Origin of the sequence: Arthrobacter sp. ISL-28 (assembly GCF_018613875.1) — a bacterium.
Taxonomy (GTDB): domain Bacteria; phylum Actinomycetota; class Actinomycetes; order Actinomycetales; family Micrococcaceae; genus Arthrobacter.
In genome coordinates, this window is sequence record NZ_JAGGPJ010000056.1 from 1 (window position 1) to 18,490 (window position 18,490).

At 60.7% G+C, this 18,490-nt stretch carries 17 protein-coding genes; 1 reads left to right on the forward strand and 16 read right to left on the reverse strand.

Going from position 1 to position 18,490, the window contains the following annotated elements; all coding sequences use genetic code 11:
- Nucleotides 1-17: 17 nt before the first annotated feature.
- A complete protein-coding gene (locus J7E80_RS24380; protein WP_215054547.1) occupies nucleotides 18-290 on the forward strand; it encodes a hypothetical protein in 273 nt (90 codons plus the stop codon).
- Nucleotides 291-853: 563 nt separating this feature from the next.
- On the opposite strand, the gene J7E80_RS24510 is transcribed toward J7E80_RS24380, so the two are convergent.
- The 16 genes from J7E80_RS24510 to J7E80_RS23245 all read right to left on the reverse strand — a co-directional run bounded on the left by J7E80_RS24510 (nucleotide 854) and on the right by J7E80_RS23245 (nucleotide 18,472).
- The gene (locus J7E80_RS24510; protein ID WP_215054548.1) at nucleotides 854-1,828 is read right to left on the reverse strand and encodes a zinc-binding dehydrogenase; all 975 of its coding nucleotides are present in this window, start codon (nucleotides 1,826-1,828) and stop codon (nucleotides 854-856) included.
- Nucleotides 1,829-2,062: 234 nt separating this feature from the next.
- Entirely contained in the window at nucleotides 2,063-2,275 is a 213-nt protein-coding gene (locus J7E80_RS23175) for a hypothetical protein (RefSeq protein WP_215054549.1), read from the reverse strand.
- On the reverse strand, nucleotides 2,272-3,720 hold the full coding sequence (locus tag J7E80_RS23180; protein WP_215054550.1) for an NAD(P)/FAD-dependent oxidoreductase: 1,449 nt from the start codon (nucleotides 3,718-3,720) through the stop codon (nucleotides 2,272-2,274). The genes J7E80_RS23175 and J7E80_RS23180 overlap by 4 nt, the downstream gene beginning before the upstream one ends.
- Complete coding sequence (locus tag J7E80_RS23185) at nucleotides 3,717-5,666, reverse strand: DUF3556 domain-containing protein (RefSeq protein WP_215054551.1); 1,950 nt, start codon at nucleotides 5,664-5,666, stop codon at nucleotides 3,717-3,719. Before J7E80_RS23185 ends, J7E80_RS23180 begins: the two co-directional genes overlap by 4 nt.
- A gap of 153 nt (nucleotides 5,667-5,819) precedes the next feature.
- The gene (locus tag J7E80_RS23190) at nucleotides 5,820-6,125 is read right to left on the reverse strand and encodes an AMP-binding enzyme (protein WP_215054552.1); all 306 of its coding nucleotides are present in this window, start codon (nucleotides 6,123-6,125) and stop codon (nucleotides 5,820-5,822) included.
- A gap of 296 nt (nucleotides 6,126-6,421) precedes the next feature.
- The gene (locus J7E80_RS23195; RefSeq protein WP_215054553.1) at nucleotides 6,422-7,714 is read right to left on the reverse strand and encodes a helix-turn-helix domain-containing protein; all 1,293 of its coding nucleotides are present in this window, start codon (nucleotides 7,712-7,714) and stop codon (nucleotides 6,422-6,424) included.
- Between the two features lie 264 nt (nucleotides 7,715-7,978).
- Nucleotides 7,979-8,695 (reverse strand): flavin reductase family protein, encoded by a 717-nt coding sequence (locus J7E80_RS23200; protein ID WP_215054554.1) that lies wholly within the window; start codon nucleotides 8,693-8,695, stop codon nucleotides 7,979-7,981.
- A 157-nt stretch (nucleotides 8,696-8,852) separates the two neighbouring features.
- The gene (locus J7E80_RS23205) at nucleotides 8,853-9,470 is read right to left on the reverse strand and encodes a CGNR zinc finger domain-containing protein (protein ID WP_215054555.1); all 618 of its coding nucleotides are present in this window, start codon (nucleotides 9,468-9,470) and stop codon (nucleotides 8,853-8,855) included.
- Nucleotides 9,471-9,491: 21 nt separating this feature from the next.
- Nucleotides 9,492-10,412, reverse strand: a complete 921-nt coding sequence (locus tag J7E80_RS23210; protein WP_215054556.1) for an alpha/beta hydrolase — start codon at nucleotides 10,410-10,412, stop codon at nucleotides 9,492-9,494.
- Complete coding sequence (locus tag J7E80_RS23215; protein WP_215054557.1) at nucleotides 10,405-10,842, reverse strand: nuclear transport factor 2 family protein; 438 nt, start codon at nucleotides 10,840-10,842, stop codon at nucleotides 10,405-10,407. Before J7E80_RS23215 ends, J7E80_RS23210 begins: the two co-directional genes overlap by 8 nt.
- A 97-nt stretch (nucleotides 10,843-10,939) precedes the next feature.
- The gene (locus tag J7E80_RS23220; protein WP_215054558.1) at nucleotides 10,940-11,692 is read right to left on the reverse strand and encodes an alpha/beta fold hydrolase; all 753 of its coding nucleotides are present in this window, start codon (nucleotides 11,690-11,692) and stop codon (nucleotides 10,940-10,942) included.
- An 80-nt stretch (nucleotides 11,693-11,772) separates the two neighbouring features.
- The gene (locus J7E80_RS23225) at nucleotides 11,773-12,621 is read right to left on the reverse strand and encodes an MBL fold metallo-hydrolase (RefSeq protein WP_215054559.1); all 849 of its coding nucleotides are present in this window, start codon (nucleotides 12,619-12,621) and stop codon (nucleotides 11,773-11,775) included.
- A gap of 119 nt (nucleotides 12,622-12,740) precedes the next feature.
- Nucleotides 12,741-13,025 carry a hypothetical protein gene (locus J7E80_RS24780; RefSeq protein WP_396020851.1) on the reverse strand — a complete coding sequence of 95 codons (285 nt, stop codon included), beginning with the start codon at nucleotides 13,023-13,025 and terminating at the stop codon, nucleotides 12,741-12,743.
- A gap of 62 nt (nucleotides 13,026-13,087) precedes the next feature.
- A complete protein-coding gene (locus J7E80_RS23235) occupies nucleotides 13,088-14,014 on the reverse strand; it encodes an alpha/beta hydrolase (RefSeq protein ID WP_215054560.1) in 927 nt (308 codons plus the stop codon).
- A gap of 750 nt (nucleotides 14,015-14,764) precedes the next feature.
- Nucleotides 14,765-16,057, reverse strand: a complete 1,293-nt coding sequence (locus tag J7E80_RS23240; RefSeq protein WP_251037288.1) for an NADH:flavin oxidoreductase/NADH oxidase — start codon at nucleotides 16,055-16,057, stop codon at nucleotides 14,765-14,767.
- A 309-nt stretch (nucleotides 16,058-16,366) separates the two neighbouring features.
- A complete protein-coding gene (locus tag J7E80_RS23245; protein WP_215054561.1) occupies nucleotides 16,367-18,472 on the reverse strand; it encodes a 3-hydroxyacyl-CoA dehydrogenase NAD-binding domain-containing protein in 2,106 nt (701 codons plus the stop codon).
- Nucleotides 18,473-18,490 lie beyond the last annotated feature (18 nt).

The following is an 18,490-nucleotide window of genomic DNA, read 5'->3' on the forward strand; positions in this document are numbered from 1 at the left end:
CACCTAAGTAAACGGCATTGGAGCTAGTCCAGGAACTGCGTCGACGCTTCGACGGGAAATTGATCGTCAACAGCGGCTTCGAAGGGCAGCAGACCACCCGCGAACAGGCGCTGCAGCAGATCGAGGCCGGTCACGCCGACGCCGTTGTCGTGGGGAGGGCTCTCATCGCCAATCCCGATTTGGTCGAGCGATGGCAAGGTGGGCACCCGGAGAATGAACCCCGGCCCGAACTCTTCTATTCATCGGTAGCCGAAGGCTACACGGACTACCCCTTCCGACAGCTATCTTGAGGTTCAAGGAAACACCTCGCGTCGCGTTTGTCTCCTAACCATCTTGTCTTCACCCCGAAAACCTTCAGGACCCTCTCCACATAAGTCGCGACAGTGCCTCAGATGTCCATAGCAGAGAAACAGGAAAGGCCGACACTCACCAGACAAGGCCTAACATGATGCGGCCTGTTAAACTCACGATTTCCGACACCGCGCAAGCCATCGAGCCAAAGAGCTCTACCGGAAGAATTACTGAAAGCCATGCTGCATCTGAGGGACTACGTCAGACCCCGAGTGAGGTCCCGGGCTAAAGAACTGGCCGTGAGGAACCTCTCCCCCGCGACGTGCACCAAGGACCGCTACGTCCTCCTACGCTACGTCCTCCTAATGGAACCCTCTCCCGCAAAGCGATCAGTGGGGCGGCGTTACCCATGACTGGCCCCAGATCTGCGGCTCCGGCCATCAGCAGGCCCAGAGTACACGTGCCACCTGTGCTTGCGTCCACCGCCAAGGAAGGATGGAACGTGTGGGCTAGCACAGGTGGCACGCATTGGTCGTAGATGGCGTCCGCGGCCTGGAGCGCCTTATCTGAGGCTCAGTACGAGCTTCCCGAGATGTTTTCTGGATTCGAGATGGCGATGTGCCTCAACGATTTCCGTCAGGGGATAGACGGAGTCGATTAGCGGGCGGATCTGGTACTTGTCGATCATCTCGAGCATGCGTCCGAAATCATCGGGGCTTCCAAGTGTCGTGCCGAGAACCGATACCTGTCCCCAATAGAGGTCCGGAATGTCGATGGTAGCTGTGCTTCCCCCGGATGAGCCGAACACCGCAATCCGTCCTCCTGGCTTCAGACATGCCATGGCGTCGCGCAGGTTGGCGCCGGCACCGTTGATGATGACGTCCACACCGCCGCCGGTGGCTTCGAGTACCTGCTGGACCCAGTCGGGGTCTGTGTAGAGAAATCCCGTATCCACACCGATGGCACGGACAGAGTCGAGCTTGTCATGACTCGATGACGTCGCCAGCACACGGGCTTCAGCGGCGGCAGCGAACATGATGGCGAACGTCGAGACGCCGCTGCCGGCGCCAATGACCAACACGGTCTCACCTGGCCGCAACTGAGCCCGTTTGAAGAGTGCCCGGTACGCGGTGAGCCCCGCACAGGGAAGCGCCGCCGCCTCCGCCCACGAGAGGTGTTTGGGCATCGGGAACAGGTTTTCCACGGGAACTGCAACAAGTTGGGCGTAGGTTCCGTTTGTACTGTCACCGAGGATGGAGAAATCCCCTCCGGGTGCCGCTGCATTTCTTCCCCAATTCAGCCCTGGGAAGATGACAGTCTTCTCTCCCGTATCCTGGCGGATTCCGGCCCCGTCCAGGCCGAGAATGCTGGGGGTTGTGAACCCCCTGCCGGTTTGCCGGACGAGGGCGTCGTGCCAGTTTAAGGCGCTGGCGTGAAGTTCGACGATTACCTCGCCAGGTCCGGGCTCCGGATCGGGCACTGTTTCGAGGGAAAATTGTTCCGGACCGCCCCAACTATGTATGACTGCTGCTTTCACTGGTTTTCTTCCATCTTCCTTTTCAATACAACATTGCGTTGAGGGTGTTCGTGATGTTGGTTCTCGCAGGCACGGTGATTGGGCCATGAGGCAGTGGGTGCACTTTGCGGTCGTTTTCCGTCAACCTGGGCAGGGTTTTCGCCCAGCCCAAGTCGTCTATAGAGATCCACTGCTCGGTCACCTTGTCGGCCCATTCCTGCCCGTCATTTAAGGTGGCGAGCAGGTCAGGGGGAGCTACGGTTCCCCCAGGGTCCAGACGTTTCCGTCGATGCTCGCATGAAGCATCTCGACGAGTTGGGGGTCTTGATCCAATCCCAATACACGTGTTGAGAGCAGCTCTGTCATGTCATCGACGATTTGTGGACCCATTTCTTGCAGCTTGCGCCCTACTTGCGCCACGAGTTCGCGCATCTGCTCATCGCCATCCGAAAATCCTCGTGGGGTCAAGGTGTGGAGAGCTCCTTCTTCGCCGCGGCACGGTGAGTCAAGTACCGGAGCGCGCGCTGCGCCGAGTTGTATCCGCCCATGCCGTGAATGCCGGGCCCGGGCGGCGTTGCTGCGGAGCACAGGTAGACGCCGGGTACGCCGGTATCGTAGGGATGGGCGCTCAGCTTGGGGCCGAGGAGAAACTGCAGTGGTGATTTGGCGCCGGTGAGAATATCGCCGCCAATGAAGTTCGGATTCTCGGCCGAGGTCTGGGCAGGAGTACGCACGCTCAGCCCAACGACCCGGTCCCGGAACCCGGGTGCGAAGCGCTCGATCTGGGCGATGATGTGCTCTGTCGCGTCCCCCGTGTAGCCGTTCGGCACATGCGCATAGGCGTAGACCGGAACGATCGAGCCGTTCGCTCGACCAGGGTCAGCGACGGCCTGCTGCCCGACAAGCACAAAGGGCCGCTCTGGCATGTGCCCGGAGGCTACCTGTCGCTCGGTTGCGATGATTTCCCCAGAGTTGCCCCCGAGGTGCACGGTGCCTGCAAGGCCTACTTCCGGGTCTCGCCACGGCACGCCCCCGCCCACCGCGAAGTCGATCTTGAACGTAGCGGGCCCGGGCCGGAACTTCCGGTATGCGCGCCGGTCACTCTGCGGCTGTTGCTCGGCCAGTATGCCTGCCGCGGCATGCGGGTGGACATCGAGAATAGTGATGTCCGTGGGCGGGAGGTCGTACAGCCGATTGATGCGCTGCCCGGTCTCGAACCGAACCCCCTGCGCCCGAAGCATGCTGATGTGTGCTTCAGTGAAGCGGCCAGTGCCGCCCTCGACCACGGGCCAGCCCACGGCGTGACCGGCGATGATGATCCCGGCACCTATGCCCGTGACTAGGGGCAGAGTGAGCGGCTGGAGGGCATGCGCTGCCACACCCATGAAGAGCGAGCGCGCCCGCTCATCCCTGAACCACCGTGCAACGAGCGCGGGTGGTGGGCCGGCGACGGCTCCCATCCGCGCGAGCAATAGTGGGTGCTTCGGGATCCGGAGCAACGGCGACATGATGACCGGAGACAGTCGGTCGAAGGACCGCGACAGCGACCCAAACGCTGTCTCCCATTTCCCTCCGTCTCGCCCCAACCCCGCGGCCGTATCCGTAATCGACCTGTGGAGAAGCCCCGGTTCTCCGGAGTCGAGCGGGTGCGCGGCATCGATGGGCGCGTAGGCCCAACGGACCCCCATCTCTTCCAGGTCAAGCGTCTGAAAGAATGGGGATCCGGGAGCCATCGGGTGCACCGCTGCGCAGTGATCCTGCACAAGTCCCGCGAGGGGTGACTCGGTTGAGCGGGCGCCCCCGCCCAACTGATCCGCGGCCTCAACAACGGTGACTTCGACGCCGGCGCGAACCAGCACGGTTGCGGCTGCGAGCCCGTTGGGCCCGCTTCCGACGACGATCGCACTCGTCATCGAGCCATTTCCTCCGCGTGCGCTTCGGCCTCGACCAACTCTTCGAGTGGCTGGCGAACCGCATCTGGCCCAACAATATCGGTCGCGGTGAACTGCAGCTTGTCGAAGTCTGGCGAGCGCCAGGTGACGGTGAGCGGAATGGGCCCGTTCGGCAGCCAGGGCTGCTCCGCGACCGCATCTTTCACCCGCCATCTTCCCCGCTCAACGACGCCGAGTGCGGCATCGATCAGTTTGTATTCCTGGTAGCCGTGCCACAGCGCTTCAGACTCCACCCACGCCACGATGAATTCTCCGGGCTCGAACTGCGCCTCTTCCTGGATCGCGGCGATGAGTTCTTCGTTGTGGAAATGTCCCTCGCCGAAGTTGAAGCCGATCATTGCATTACAGGCGAATTCTGCCTCGCGGATGCGTCGGTGGTCGATATCAGGCACCTCCTTCAAGAACAGCGAAAATAGTCCACGAGCTTGGCTGTGAAGTGAGCGCCATCCGAGGGACATCTCGAGGAAGGCCTCTGCCAGTGGATAGGGCAGCCCCATCGCCTGGATTTGATCAATCTGATCCTTCGTCGGGCGGTAAACCCGGTGAAGCTTCTTTTCGGCATCCGGATGGATGGCCCAGAGTGCTGTAGCCCAGTTGCCACCGTACTGCCTGAGCGAGGCGAGGAACGATACCTTGTCGGGGCGAATGCTCCCGAAGATCACGAGGATCAGCGGAATAGCGATGACCGCAAAAGGCATCCACGGCTCCGACATATCGAACGCACTAAACCCGGCAGAGTTCGGGTAGCCGATGAAGAAGATCACCGCGCAAATCGCGAACAGTAAGTTCCACTCTAGCGGCACAGCAACCGGGAACGTCGAGATGATGAAGAAGCAAAAGCCGACCATGAGCAGCGTTGCGAGGGTTACCGTTGTCTGGCCTCCGAGCGCGGTGCCGACGACGAAGAGCATCGTGAGGGGTGCGGTAAGCTCGACGATCGTTCCGAGCACGTGCGAGAAGAAGTGAGCCAGGGGGCCTGGGCGTAGGTCATCGTTGTCGAAGTCCTTGAACGTCCTCTTCTTGAGCCACCGCGGCGGCCAGAACGGCGTGTTGGCGAGCATCGGCGGGATCACCAGGCTGAAGTGTCGGTTCATTTTTGAGAAGCCTGCCCCTACCCAAACCGTGACCAGGAAGATCTTCAGCGCGATGATCATGTCGGTGACTTCGAACAGGTTCGGGAACGCGATGAAGAACACCACTGGCAAGAGGTACTGCTCCGACCGCGCGGCAAGGAAGATGGTCTTGTCCCGCAGGCCGACGAGCACGAGGAGGATCACCGCAAAGATGAGCGGCGTGGTCTGAATCAGCAGGAAGCTCTCGGCGTTCTGCGAAAGCCAGCTCGGCACGCCGTTAGCGGGGTCGGCGAGGAACTGCTGGAATCGCGCGAGCGCGGGCAGCTCCGCCGCAGATTGCCCGGGTAGGAAAAGCGCGGTGCCCAGCGAGAACAAGAAGCCGTGGTAGAGAAACACATCGACCACGGTGCGACGGCTGCCGCCGGTGAAGGGCACCCACTTGTAGGGGCTCAGTTTGATCGTGCCGGGGCGTGACCAGAACAGGATTCCGCCTGTTAGAGGGCCAAACTTCCCTGCGAGCGGACCCCAGGACCCTGCGATTCCGATGGCTTCGAGCAGCATCGTCATGACGACGAGCTTTTGGTAGACGATCGGATTCGTCCACCATGACCCCACATCGAGTGGGTTCAGGTGCGAGGTGAGGGTGATGAGGAGCGCGCCACCGATCAGCCATGCCCCGAATAGCTTGGTCAGGTACATCACGGAGATTTTGCGCGCTGCTCCGAACCCCCACTCACCCCACTCCTTCGACAGGAACTTCAGACGTTTCTGTAGCGGACGGCGAATCAATTCTTCGGGATCCGCATTCGGAAACCGTGGAACGTTGTAACCCATGACAACTCCTTTAGTGGCAGATTTTGGGCACGACTCAGCGTGCGGCGGCTTTGGCATCGAAAATCGCGGTGTTACCCCTGCGTCAGGCTGAGGAAACCGCGCATAGAAGTTGATGTGGCGTGGCTAGACGCCGGCCACTCCCCGGGTGGGAGATTAGAACGGCGCTGTTCGCCGCCTCAGCTCAGGTTTATCGATCTTGCCGATGGGGTTTCTCGGCAAAGACTCGAGGACAATAAGGCGGGCGGGTACTTTCACCTTCATCAGCCCAACCGAGCAGTGTGCGAGCACCTCCTCCACTGTCCGGGAATCCCCAGGGTGGGCAACGACGTAGGCGACAGGCACCTCCCCGAGCGTCGGGTGCGCGGCTCCAACGACAGCAGATTCCAACAACGCGGGGTGCGTCGCGATGTGGCTCTCGATCTCTTTTGGATAGATGTTCTCACCGCCGCGAATGATCATGTCTCTGATGCGACCCACGATTCGGATTGGTGATTATTTTGCCGCAGGTTCACTGGGGGGAAATCCCCGGTCTTATAGCCCATAGCCTGTGTCCTTTCGTACGGCGACGTTGCCGTTCAAAGGTCCCTTTGAGGGACTGTCCGCAAATCGGATATCGCGGTAGTCACGACTCTAGGCCGGTACGGGAGCGTGTCCTACGTCACGTCGAAACGAAGCTTGCCGCCGCCTTTGTTCGTAGAAACCAAAAGCCATCTGAGAGTGTCCCACCGGGCAGTGGCATGCCGCAGGCCGGACGGTCAGGACGAGACCCGACGCAAAACGGCCGACCCGAGCCAATGACACACAGTCAGGGCTGCCTCGAGGGACAGCCGGTCCTCCAGCAGAGCACGACCAAGGACCTTCTGGGCCGAGGCGATGCGGTACTTGATGGAATTCTTGTGCATCACCATTGCCTCGGCGGTCGCCGTATAGCTGCCCTCATGCCGAAGGAACGCCAGCAGGGTCTCCCGGTGCCGCTGGTGGAGTTCGTCGTCGATCACCAGATCGCCCAGAACAGTGCCGAGCCACGAACGTGTTGCATCCAATTGCTGCGACAACAGAGCCGCCAGCGCCAGGCCGGGTTCCTCGTAGGACAGGACAGTGCGCTTGGGGTGCTGAGCCTGTAGTGCCAGGTGTTGGACTTGAAGCGCCTGATGATGAGCGTTACGGAACCCGTCAAGTCCGACTTCGCTGGCGCTCAGTGCGAAGCGTGGAACCGGCATCTCCTGCCTGGATCCCGTATTCCATTCGGTCACGGCAGGATCAAAGCAGTAGTCGCCTTGAACGGGTATCCACCCCCACGCCGTAGCTCCGTCGACGCCGACGAGCAGCGGCGGACCGGTGCTGTGGAGTCGCTCAGCCAGCGCGCGTGTTGCCTTGGTGAACCTGCTGAGCTGATCCTGATTCGTGCTGTGCTGATCGACCCACACTACGACCGCGATGTGGCGGCCCCGCAACCGATAGCCCAGCGTGGCTTCGGCGGCGTCAACGTCGTTCCCCGGTGAGGCGAGCAACTCCCGCACCTTGGCGTTGCGGCTGTTGGCTTGGCCGGCCAGCCATGACTCACGTTCCTCTTCGTAGACCGCAACCACACCCTGGGACATCCAGTCGATGTAATCGGACACCTCAGTCACCATGCGGTCGTACGCGCCGGCCCTTATATCAGCTGGTGTCGCGGTTCGGCATGAGACGTCGAATGCGTGTCGCAGGACGTACTGCTGTCCTAGCCGATATGCCCGGATCAACGCGCTGATGGGAACCCCCCTCTGAGCCAGCCGACGCGCATACTCATAGGCCGCGGAAGGCGGCTCCAGTTGTTCACCGCGTATGCCATGCTGCAGGGCGTGCACGATGTTATCAACATTGCCTTCGACACTGGCCCCCAGCAGCCCGATGAGGGCGGCATCGCCACCGAGCTCAGTGATCCGCTCGACCAAACCGCTTCGCATCTGGGCGACGATGTCGGAGAGCTGTGCATTGAGCACGGCTCCGACCTCGATCACGTGTGCAGTTACAGGGTCAGGAGTGGTGCTCACGACCACTTCGCTCACGAAGCCTCCGCATCATTGTCGGGGTGCATGCCCGGCTCGCCTCCGGGAAATTTTCGGAAGAGAACGGGTCCAGCTACCCGCGCTGTCGGCGGCGTCCAGTTTCCGCTCTCGCCTCCCCATGACGGGTTGGCTGCTGGTCCCAGACTTCGGTGTAGTCCGAGGGTCACAAAAAGACCACCCGCTGTCCGCCGGCAAGTGGCGTGGACCATTCGTTCTGGCGACGTCCGTCAGCATCCTTGGTTGGGACGGACGTCGCCTGTGCACCTACTCAGAGGGCTTGGTGGATCCTGACGGGGACCAAAGGGCTGTGTCGATGGGGGAAAAGTTGGTGTCGAGTCCGTCGATGCGCCGCATTCGGGTGCCGTTCACCGCTGCCAGGGTCTCTTCGGGAAGTGGCGTGGTGAACGCGTTTTCAACGTAGGTGTATTCGGCGGCGAGCCGGCCTACTGGTGCGAGTGCGGCGGTGTCGATGCGTCCGCGTTCCAGGTAGAGGTCGTCGCGTACGTGGAAGCGCGCTATCGCCCCCCAAACGACATGTTCGGTCTCATTGACTGCGATGATCCTGTCTACCTCGCATTCATAAGCGATAGGCGCCGTTGCTACGCGCGGCACGGAGATAACCTCGCATTCAGCCTTTTCAAGGCCAAGAAGGTCGAACTCGTCCAGTTCTGGTGCGAATTCGTAAGCGGAACGGTGCACGGCATCGGAGTTGGGCACGGTGGCCATGTTGACCACGAATTCCCCTGTATCGCGGATATTCGTGAACGTGTCCTTTAAGGACACGCCGTCAGCGCGGGGCTGCAGGGAAATCGAGATCATCGGGGGGCGGCGGCCGACGCAGGTGAAAAAAGAAATGGGGGCGATGTTGGCGATCCCTTGGGGGGATATGGTGCTGACCCAGGCGATGGGGCGCGGCAGGATCGATCCGATCAGCAGCTTGTAGGCGGCTTCTGCGGAGAGGGACTCGGTGGAGATGATCATGGTCGATGGCTTTCTTGATGGCGGCAGAGTACCGTCTGCCTGGAGTTGGCAGGGCAGGATGCCTGTGAATATGGACGGCGAGCAGCCGTAGTGGTGTGGTCCAGCGGAACTGAACGGACCCTGATGCAGGGGAAATTAAGGCTCGCCCGGTTGGGCTTTAGTTGGTTGCTGAGCGTTCCCGGTGGGCCCGTACGTTGGCCCGGTTGCCGCAGACCTTGACGTCATGCCAGACACCGCTGTTGTTGTTGGAGCGGTCGTAGAAGACGACGTCACACGTCTCGCTCTTACATGACTTCATGCGCCGAAGGACGCCTTCGAGTTGACCTTGGTGGCAAATGAGCAGCAGCGCCGTCTCGAAGTACTTCCAGCCCTCCCCGTCGGGCCGGAGCTCGATACCTCCAGTGGAAACTGTCATCACGGGATGATAGGTGGGGTTGTTCCGGCCGAGTCTGCTGGCGGTTTCCGAATGAGAGTGACCGAAGAGGCCTTCAAACAGCTGGTCCCTGATGCCGACCAGAGCTTTGCGGTCGTTTTCCGTCAACCTTGGCAGGGTTTTTGCCCAGCCCAGGTCGTCGATGGATATCCACTGTTCGGTCACCCTGTCGGCCCATTCCTGCGCGGAGGCCAAGGTGGCGAGCAGGTCAGGGGGAGCTATGGTTCCCTCTGTAATGGTGTTGAGGAAGTCCTGAACGAGACCGAGGTTTCCGGGCGCAACAGACAGCCCGTAGCGGGTTGTAGCGGGCCAAGCCATGTAGAGTCCGGATCCTTTGGGCATGCCGAGATGTTTCTCCTTACTCTACTCGTCCTGCATTAGGTGACTGGTGAACCATCGCAGGGCTGCACCGGACGTCGCTTCGAATTCGCCGAGGTAGGCGTCAAAATGTCCTCCGGGGAAGACCAGCAGCTCTTTGGGTGGGAGTGCGCGCTGGTAGGCCTCCAGTGCCAGATCAGTCGGTGTCACCCGGTCGTTGTCCCCGACGATCATGAGAAGAGGGGTCGGTGAGACGCGTCCTATGTAGCTCCCTGGTTCGTACGCTCGGGCCGCGCGCGTTGAGCGTACGGTGACGTTGTTCTCCCAGAGCCCGTCGGGGATCGGTTGCAGGTAGAACGATACGGCTTCCGGATCCGTGTAGCTTGCAGGGATGGATCCGTCAGAGACCAGGGCAATGCGGTGTGGTTCCTCGCCTGCGAGTTGTGCCCGGTCATCGGCCGCGAATGAGGCCTCCAATGCTGCGAGGTTGGTCGGGTTCACCCGCCGGAGTCCTTGCTGATAGCCGCTGATGGTAGGGACTTGGGAGACGATCGCCTTCAGTCGGGGTTCGGTGGCGCCGAGGACGAGTGCGTGGCCCCCTGAGTAGCTGGAGCCCCACAGGCCGATCCGTTCCGGATCGACTTCCGGCCGCGATTGGAGGTAGGTGATGGCCCTGCGCCAATCGTCGATTTGCTGCCAGGGGTTGATGTCCTGGCGTGGTGTTCCGTCGCTTTCTCCGAATCCCCGGTGGTCGTGGAAGAGCACGACGAAACCAGCGTTGGCGAACGCTTCAGCATAAGGGAGGGCGCCCTGCTCCTTTACTCCTCCGTACCCCATGGACAGCGTCAGTGCCGGGTGTGGGCCATCACCTGTCGTGGGGATGTAGAGGTTGCCCCGGAGTTGAACGTTGCCGTCGGCACGGAAGCCGACCCGTTCGATCGTGTAGTTGTCCTGGGTTTTAGTCATCGGCGCGGAAGTGTCCTGATTCGAGTTTTCCCTGAGTGCGGCGATTCATTTCGCCCGAGAACTCCAGGATTGCTGCGAGGGGGCGGTGACTGATTGAGATGTGCTGAATCAGCCCTTCTTCGTTCCGGGTAAGTACCGTCACGCCGGAGAATTCGACTCCGGAGGCCCCTGTGGCCGCCCATTCCACGTAGGTCCGGGGACCGTTCGTGGCTTCATGGGTGAACCGAAGGGCCTTGTAGTAGTTGCTGGCCGCCGACATCACGGTCTGCACGTCGGAGCGTCCTTTGACCGGGACCAGGAGGGCCGCAGCCTCAAGCACAACGTCATGTGCGAACGCTTCTCCGAAGGCTTCCTCGGATTTGGCTGCGAATGCTCCGGTCCAGCTTTCCTCGGCGACTTCGCCTGTTTTGATGCTGTTTGTCGGGTTCATCAACTTTGACTCCTTATTCTTAAAGTTTTTGCTGCGCGGTTCCATGTGAGGAGGGCCCCCGTGATTCTGTTCGCGACGCGATGTCGGACTCTCATGCCTAGATCCGGTCCAGGGAGCGGGCGAAGTCTCCCACGATCCGCGAAACCTCTTCGGGCTTCTCGAGATGTGGGAAGTGCCCGGCGTCGGCGATGCCGACCAACGGGGCGTTTGCGAAGCGCGGAAGCACGGCGGCGCCGATCACCTCTTCGGTGACGAACGGATCGCCAACACCTCGCATGATGAGGGTGGGGCCGGCATAGGCTGAGGGAGTGGCCCCGGCAGCCTCGCCGTTGTTCCAGGCATCGAACACCTGGGCAACCACAGTGGGTTGGATTGCTGTTCCCGAGGCAACCAAGATTTCAAGAGCACGCGGGGTGAGGGACACCGAGACGCCAAGTCGTCCCTGCCGTTGCGCGTCCGCGTCGCCTCCCAGCGAGCGGAAGGAGTTGGCCGCGTCCCCTGTGAGGTGGACGCCCGCGAGAGGGACAGGCGTGAGCAGCACCAGTGCTGCTACTTTTTCGGGGCGTGAGGCGGCTGCGAGTTCACTCAGTTGCGCTCCCATGCTTTGTCCCACGAGGACTACCGGTTTGTCGGAGCGGTCGATCTCGGCGATCACTGACTCAGCCAGTCGCCGGAGTGTGAAGGGTCCTTCATCGTTCAAGTGCGCGCCGGAGCCGGGCAAGTCAAGGGCAACAGCTTCGAAGTCCTCTCCGAGCCGGGACAGAACGTCGTCCCAGGCGGAGCGGTCGTCGAGGAATCCGTGAACGAAGACGATCTTCGTCCGTGGCGCTTTGTTGTGGTCGTTGGACATGCGTAGTGACTCCTTTGTCATTAGCTATGCAGGTTTTGGGTTGGGGAGAAGCTGTCCAGGAAGGTGCTTGAAGCCCGGTTCTAACGCGTGCGGTTTAAAAGTCCTACTGCGCCATACCAAGCGGGTCCTGGATTCATCCGGAAGGGGTAGCGGCGCATGATGGCGTTGTAGTACTCCTCCGGGCTGGATACCGTCGCGAGAAGGTGCTGCGCGTCCTTGAGGTAGGCACGCGTTTCTTCGATGCTGGCGGGATCATCCGGCGCGCCGGGGGCCTTATGGCCCGCGACGACGAACTTCGGGTTAAGCGCTGCGATGGTGTCAAGCGCCGCGAGCCAGGAGGCGAATCCTTCTTCGGAAGATTCGAGCACATATTGGTGGACGCCGTTGTAGACCGAATCCCCCGCTACAACGAGTTCCAGCGACGGAACCCACAGCGCGGTGGTGTCGTCGGTGTCGGTGTGCCCGAGCTCAATCGGAACCAGCTGGTTCCCCTCAATTTCGAAGCCACCGGCGGGAACCTCCTCGGCGATCAGGGGTGACGCCGGAACAAGCCCCGGGAAGACGGCATCCCAGATCTTCTCCCGACCGACAGTCGCTTCGTGCTCCATACGGCCGAGGGTGCCGGGTGTTGCATACACTCTCACGCCGGGGAAGCTGGAAAGCAGCTCTCCAGCACCCAACCAGTGATCGCCGTGAGCGTGGGTGATGTAGACGTACCGGAGTGTCTTACCCGAGTCCTGGATCCAGTTCCGTACGCGCTCGATTTGCCCGAAGGTATAGGGGACGTCAACCAGTACGGCGTCATTCTCCCCGGAAATCAAAGTGATCGCCAATGGTGAAGAGACTATCGCTTCGCCGCTGGGAAGTCGCTGGTCCCCGGCACGCGGAGTGCCGTCGAGCACCAAAACTTCATAGGACAGAGTTGTCATTGCGTTGTTGTTCCGTTCCATATCAGGGCATTAACTCGATTATGTAATAATCACATGGCTAATGCCTATTACACAAGCCTATGGGTTCAAATCCTCCGCGTGTTTTTGATACGCGTCCGTCAAGGAACCGTCACTGCTTCAGGGTCTTCACTCGGCCGCACCCGGGTGCAGCTGGTCAGGGATTGATGCGCACGGATCATCCTGGCGGCGTCCATCACGGCAGTACGCCCGGAAAGGCACAGCTTGCTGATGGTGATGGCCGGGACGTCCCAACCGATACCTGCGCCGAAGCTGGCCTGCCGGGCAGGCGCGCGCCCTGCTCCGGCCTGAAAGACTTGGCCGACGATAACGGCCTCAACCTGACCCGAGCGTTCCATGGCCGCGAGGATGGGCGCCCAGTCCACTGGAGGAAAAGCTGACAGACCGCCCGGCACCGGAAGGCGGTCCCCAGGGACCGGTCGCTACGCTAGCTGCGGTACCAATCGGCGATCTTGAGGATAGTCTCGTCCGCCACTGCGGAACGTCCGGCCGACACTGGAAAGATATGCTGCTGTCCGTCGGCAACAGAAAGCGTAACGTCCACGCCGGCTGACTTAGCCGCAACGTTCAGCCTGGTGGCATTATCAAGGAGCATTTCATCTGATCCAGCGGTGATGTACAGCTTGGGGAAGCCGTCGAAGTCAGCGTGCAGCGGATTCGCCAACGGGTCTTTCGGGTTCACTGTTTCGCCGAGGACTCCGGCAACCATGCCTTGCAGCAGTGGGAGCGAGAACAGAGCATCAGTGGCACCGTTGGTGACGATAGTTTCACCGCTGTTCTCCATATCCAGCCATGGAGAGAAAACGATGACGCGGCCGGGAAGCGGGAGTCCTTTGTCCCGAAGGGACAACGAGGTTGCGATCGCCAGGTTCCCGCCGGCTGAATCTCCGATGGACGTGATGTCCTCAGACCGGACGCCCCGCTCCAGCAGGGCCTCGTAGACCGCGACGCTATCTTCGAGGCCCGCGGGGTGCGGGTTCTCCGGAGCCAGACGGTAGTCGGGGACAAAGGCAGTCACACCCAGTGCCTTGGCCACATGGCCTGCCACTTTTCGGTAGCTGGCGGCGGAACCGACCGCAAATCCGCCACCATGTGTATAGAGCAGGACCTGTGAAGTGTCCGCATCTTTGGGCAGGGCCCAGATGCCCGCCACCGCTCCCACTGCTTCCTCCTTGTAGGTAACGTCTTCGGGTTCCTTGGTGGTCTGATGCAATTCGTCGAAAATGCTACGCAGTAGTCGGGTTGTCAGGCGGGGCGTGGTCGCTATGATTTCCGCCCAGTCGGTGTAGAGATCCTTGAGCACCTCGCTATCAGGCAGGGTTTGCGTAGATGCCAATTCGCTTGTGGAGGTCATCTAAATACTCCTAAATGCTTTTCTGTTGACGTGTCGAATGTTTTTACCGAGCAATTGATCCGAATATGTGGCGCCCCTAAGACCAGTGAGGCCCTACTGGGTTTGATGGCCCACGGCTCGTCGGGAACGATATCGGCAGCATCGAGCGGTCCAGGTCGACGGCGCCCACCTATGAAATGCAGGTCAGCGTAATGACGGTGGCCCTGTGGATTTTGGAATTGAACATGGCCCAATTTCATAGGAAGCCGTCGCGGGCACTTGAAGATGCCATGGTCGTCTACTAGCGGCCCTATGACCCGCCTTCCCAGGTCGCATGCGTGGACGGGAAGCCCTCCAAGCTCCTCGCCCATGCCCGCGGACCGATCCGGGGGCACCGGGCGGAACCGGAAGGAAGATTGCGAGCACGTCCGGCACGGCACCGTGCGATCTTCGTCCGCCGAGCCCCTGGCCGGGCGCCGGAGGGTTATCACCCAAATGGGCCGACGGGCCCGGATGGGCTGGGCGCACGAGTCGATCACCGGCTCAGCATGGACGACCAGGACGCGAGAGGGTCATGCTCGATCCGGCGGCGGCGCCTGGATGGGCGCGTCGACAACCTCGAGACGCTCAATGCCCCGCTGAGCGTGTCGGAGCCGGCAACGAACGGCGCTCACGTCCGGCTGCACTCGCACCTTCACGACCGATGATGCAAGCATAAAGAAAGGGCATCTCCCCTAATGAGACGCACAATCCAACTAAGCCGACCGACTTTTACCAGCGTCCTTGCCAGTAATGTGCTGGGTGCGCTTTGGTGGCGCCAAGCTTTTGCGCTGCCCGGTTTGGCCACTGCGGATCGCCCAGGGCGGCCCGTGCAATGCTGACCCCATCAGCCTGACCGGTTACGAGTATCTGTTCGGCCTGGCCCGCCTCGGTGATCTTACCCACAGCGGTTACAAAGGCATCTTCAGGCAGCGAGTGCTTGACGGCCTGGGCCAGCGGAACCTGATAGCCGAAACCGTTCGGGCCATAATATGGGCCGATACCCGCACTGGACAGGTCAAAGGCGCGTACTCCATGGGAGTAGAGTTCTTGGGCCAATTTGATGGTGTCCGCTGTGCGCCACCCATCTTCGACCCAGTCTTCACCGGAGAACCTGATGCCCAGCGCCTTGTCTTCCGGCCACACCGCTGCAACGGCCTGCACGATTTCGCGGAGGTAGCGAGTGCGGTTTTCCCAGCTGCCACCATACTGATCGGTGCGTTTGTTCGACAATGGGGAAAGGAACTGGTGAATCAGGTAGCCGTGGGCGGCGTGGATTTGAATCATGTCAAAGCCTGCTGCATCGGCTCGTTTGGCGGCCTCAGCCCAGGACTGAACGGAAACGGCAATTTGCTCTTTGGTCATTTCAACGGCTGGTTCCAAACCGTAGATGTCACTGGGTGTCGAAGTGACAGTTGGCCAACCGCCCATGTTTTCCGGGATGCTTCCGACTTTGCCCACGGTTTCGAGGTCCTTTAGCCAGCCGTAGGTCGAAGCTTTCGCACCAGCGTGGGCCAACTGGATAGCGATAGCCGCACCGTGCGAATGCACATAGTCGGTGATGCGCTTCCACCCGGTAGCCTGTTCGTCGTTCCAGATACCGGCGTCCCTGTCGGAGATCCGACCTTCAGCCGTGACTGCAGCGGCTTCGGTAACGATCAGGGAAAACCCGCCATTGGCCATCGAGCCAAGGTGTACCAGGTGCCAGTCAGTCGGCACACCGTCAGTCTTGTCGACGGCGTACTGGCACATGGGGGCCAAGACAACACGGTTACGCAGTGTCAAGCCGGAGCCGGACCGGGTCGGAATAGTCACTGGCATGAACAGAGCAGTTGCGTCTGCAGGCATTTGTTGCCACTTCTTATCACCCTCGACGAGTGCTCTGTTCTCCTGGCCTCGACCCTGCAGCTTCGCATCCTCGGCAACCGTCCGTTCAGCGGAAATCCCACTCCTAGTGGTGGTGTCGTTATCCCAGTCAGCTTCAACAGCTGCGATGTCGTTATCAATCAAAGTCTGCTCAGTCATTTGTTTTGGGCTCCCTTGCTCAAAATGGCTTCATCCGCGCCCATGGAAGCGGCGGACGGTTTCTTGACTACTTCTACTGCTTTCCAAAAATCCTGGAGATTCACTAGTGACCTTCTCTGGATCAGGGCACAACTCGATGTTGTAATAATCACACGGGCGATGCCTATTACACAAGACTTTTCGCGACGATTTCCTCCACCTTGTGAGGACCTGTTCAGGAACGGTCGTCGTCAAGGCGTCTCCGGTCGGCGCCCCGATGCAGGAGAAAGCAACCGGAAGAAAACCTGACACAGAGCCCTGTTCCGGCGTTCAGGGTGCGGGGTGGAATGTCTTGCCGTTGACCCGTTGTGCGGCGCCCACTCTATCCAGGTAGGGGGTGATGCCTCCGAGGTGCATGGGCCAGCCGGCGCCTGTGATCATGCAGAGGTCGATGTCCTCAGCGGTCGGGACCACGTTCTCTTCCAGCATGAGGCCGATTTCCTGAGCGAGCGCGTCCTGGACACGGACCAGGACCTCGGTGGAGTCACTGGGGGTCTCCCCGAAATGGAGAAGCTCGAGCGTCGGTTCCGGTACCGACTTCGTATCGTCGGAGTTTCTGACCCATAGGGCAGGGATGCCGTGGTCGATTAGCCGCTGTTGATTGGCCGAAACTCGGAACCGATCGCCGAATGCGTCGTGTAGGGACTCCGTCACGTGCTGGGCTGTGGGGATTCCGATCATGGCGAGCAGATTGAACGGGGTCATAGGTAGGCCCATGGGTTTCAGCGCTTTGTCTGCAATTTCGGGGTGAGTGCCCTCGTCGAAGGTGTTAATGACCTCCCCTATCAGTCTCAGCAGAATACGGTTGACGACGAATCCCGCGGAGTCATTGACGAGGACAGGGGTTTTGCTCAGCTGTCGGGCGAGTGCGAATGCTCTGCCTAGAACTTCGTCGCTCGTTTTCGGAGCGCGCACGATTTCAAGCAAGGGCATGGCGGCAACCGGGTTGAAGAAGTGAAAGCCGATGACGCGTTCCGGGTGCCGAAGATTTGTCGCCATCTTGGTCACGGATAATGAGGAGGTGTTTGTGGCGAGGATGCATGCGGGCGAAACTATGGCCTCAACCTCAGCGAAGACTTGTTTCTTGACTGTCATGTCCTCGAAGACGGCCTCGATGACCATGTCGGCGTCGGCGAACCCTTCCTTGGACAGGGACCCGGTCAGGAGTGCAGTTGTGCCCTTGGCTGAGTCCTCTGAGATGCGCCCGCTGCTGAGCAGCTTGTCGACTTGAGCGTGAACGTAGGCGAGGCCCTTGTCCACGCGGGCTTGGTCAACGTCCGTCATGACGACTGGAATTTCGAGTTCGCGTGCGAAGAGCAGGGCGAGCTGGGTGGCCATGAGACCGGCGCCGACGACGCCGATTTTTCTGACCGGTAGTGCAGGGTCCGATGCTGATGCGCTGACGGACTGTTTGGATTTTTTCCGAACGACGTCCAGGAGGGCATAAACGGTGTCCCGGAACTGGGGTGTGTGTAGGAGCTCAGCCAAGGCTTCCACTTCAGCCTCGGCAGAGTCCTCCTGCGTAAAGTGCTTTCCCTTATCCATCAGGTCCAGCAGTTTGGCTGGGGCGGGGGCAGCATTTGATGTCTTACGCTCAACGAAGGCCCGGCCCCCGGCGACGGCGGCGTCCCAGTCGGTGTCATCGTAATTGGTTCTTTCGGCCCGTCGCGCGGCTACGACTTCAACAGCAGTGGCATCGCGAAGAATGGTGGTGGCCCACTCGAGGGAGTCCGCGAGGAAATTAGGCGAATCGAAGATGGCGTCGGCAATGCCGAGCGCGAAAGCGGCTTCGCCGTCGAGCGTTCGGTTGTTACTTAGCGGATTCTCGATCATCACGGTGACAGCGTTCCTGGGCCCGATCAGCCGTGGCAGACGGTAGACGCCACCCCATCCCGGCACGAGTCCGATAGAGGCCTCGGGAAGGGAGATGTTGTTGGCACCGGCGGAGACCGTGCGGTAGTTGGCCGCAAGAGCCAGCTCAAGACCGCCCCCTAGCGCAGCTCCATTGATGAATGAGAATGTCGGCACGCCGAGCGAGTCCACGACTGCGTACACCTCATGGCCGAGCCGGGCCATGAGCGTCCTGCTTTTATGGTCTTTCAGGGACCGCATAGCGAACAGATCTGCACCAGCAGCGAGATAGTTCGGCTTTCCGGTGACACCAACTGCGACGATCTCCCCGGCTGCTGCGCGTTCCTTGAGCTGGCTGAGGCGAGTGCCCAGTTCAATCAGCGTGTTAGGCCCTAGCAGTGTGGGCTTGCCGTCGACGTTGTTGTCCAACGTGATCAGGGCAAAGGTGCCTACACCGGCCAGCTGAATTTCGCGGAGTTGAGAATAGGAGACCGCCTCGCTCGGGAAAAGGTCGGCTAAGGCCAATGCCGTTTACTTAGGCGT

Excerpts from the sequence above, each read along its gene's own strand:
- J7E80_RS23180 (WP_215054550.1), bottom strand. The coding sequence starts at position 3,720 with ATGACGAGTGCGATCGTCGTCGGAAGCGGGCCCAACGGGCTCGCAGCC.
- J7E80_RS23185 (WP_215054551.1), bottom strand. The coding sequence starts at position 5,666 with ATGGGTTACAACGTTCCACGGTTTCCGAATGCGGATCCCGAAGAATTG.
- J7E80_RS23190 (WP_215054552.1), bottom strand. The coding sequence starts at position 6,125 with ATGATCATTCGCGGCGGTGAGAACATCTATCCAAAAGAGATCGAGAGC.
- J7E80_RS23200 (WP_215054554.1), bottom strand. The coding sequence starts at position 8,695 with ATGATCATCTCCACCGAGTCCCTCTCCGCAGAAGCCGCCTACAAGCTG.
- J7E80_RS23205 (WP_215054555.1), bottom strand. The coding sequence starts at position 9,470 with ATGCCCAAAGGATCCGGACTCTACATGGCTTGGCCCGCTACAACCCGC.
- J7E80_RS23210 (WP_215054556.1), bottom strand. The coding sequence starts at position 10,412 with ATGACTAAAACCCAGGACAACTACACGATCGAACGGGTCGGCTTCCGT.
- J7E80_RS23215 (WP_215054557.1), bottom strand. The coding sequence starts at position 10,842 with ATGAACCCGACAAACAGCATCAAAACAGGCGAAGTCGCCGAGGAAAGC.
- J7E80_RS23220 (WP_215054558.1), bottom strand. The coding sequence starts at position 11,692 with ATGTCCAACGACCACAACAAAGCGCCACGGACGAAGATCGTCTTCGTT.
- J7E80_RS23225 (WP_215054559.1), bottom strand. The coding sequence starts at position 12,621 with ATGACAACTCTGTCCTATGAAGTTTTGGTGCTCGACGGCACTCCGCGT.
- J7E80_RS23235 (WP_215054560.1), bottom strand. The coding sequence starts at position 14,014 with ATGACCTCCACAAGCGAATTGGCATCTACGCAAACCCTGCCTGATAGC.
- J7E80_RS23240 (WP_251037288.1), bottom strand. The coding sequence starts at position 16,057 with ATGACTGAGCAGACTTTGATTGATAACGACATCGCAGCTGTTGAAGCT.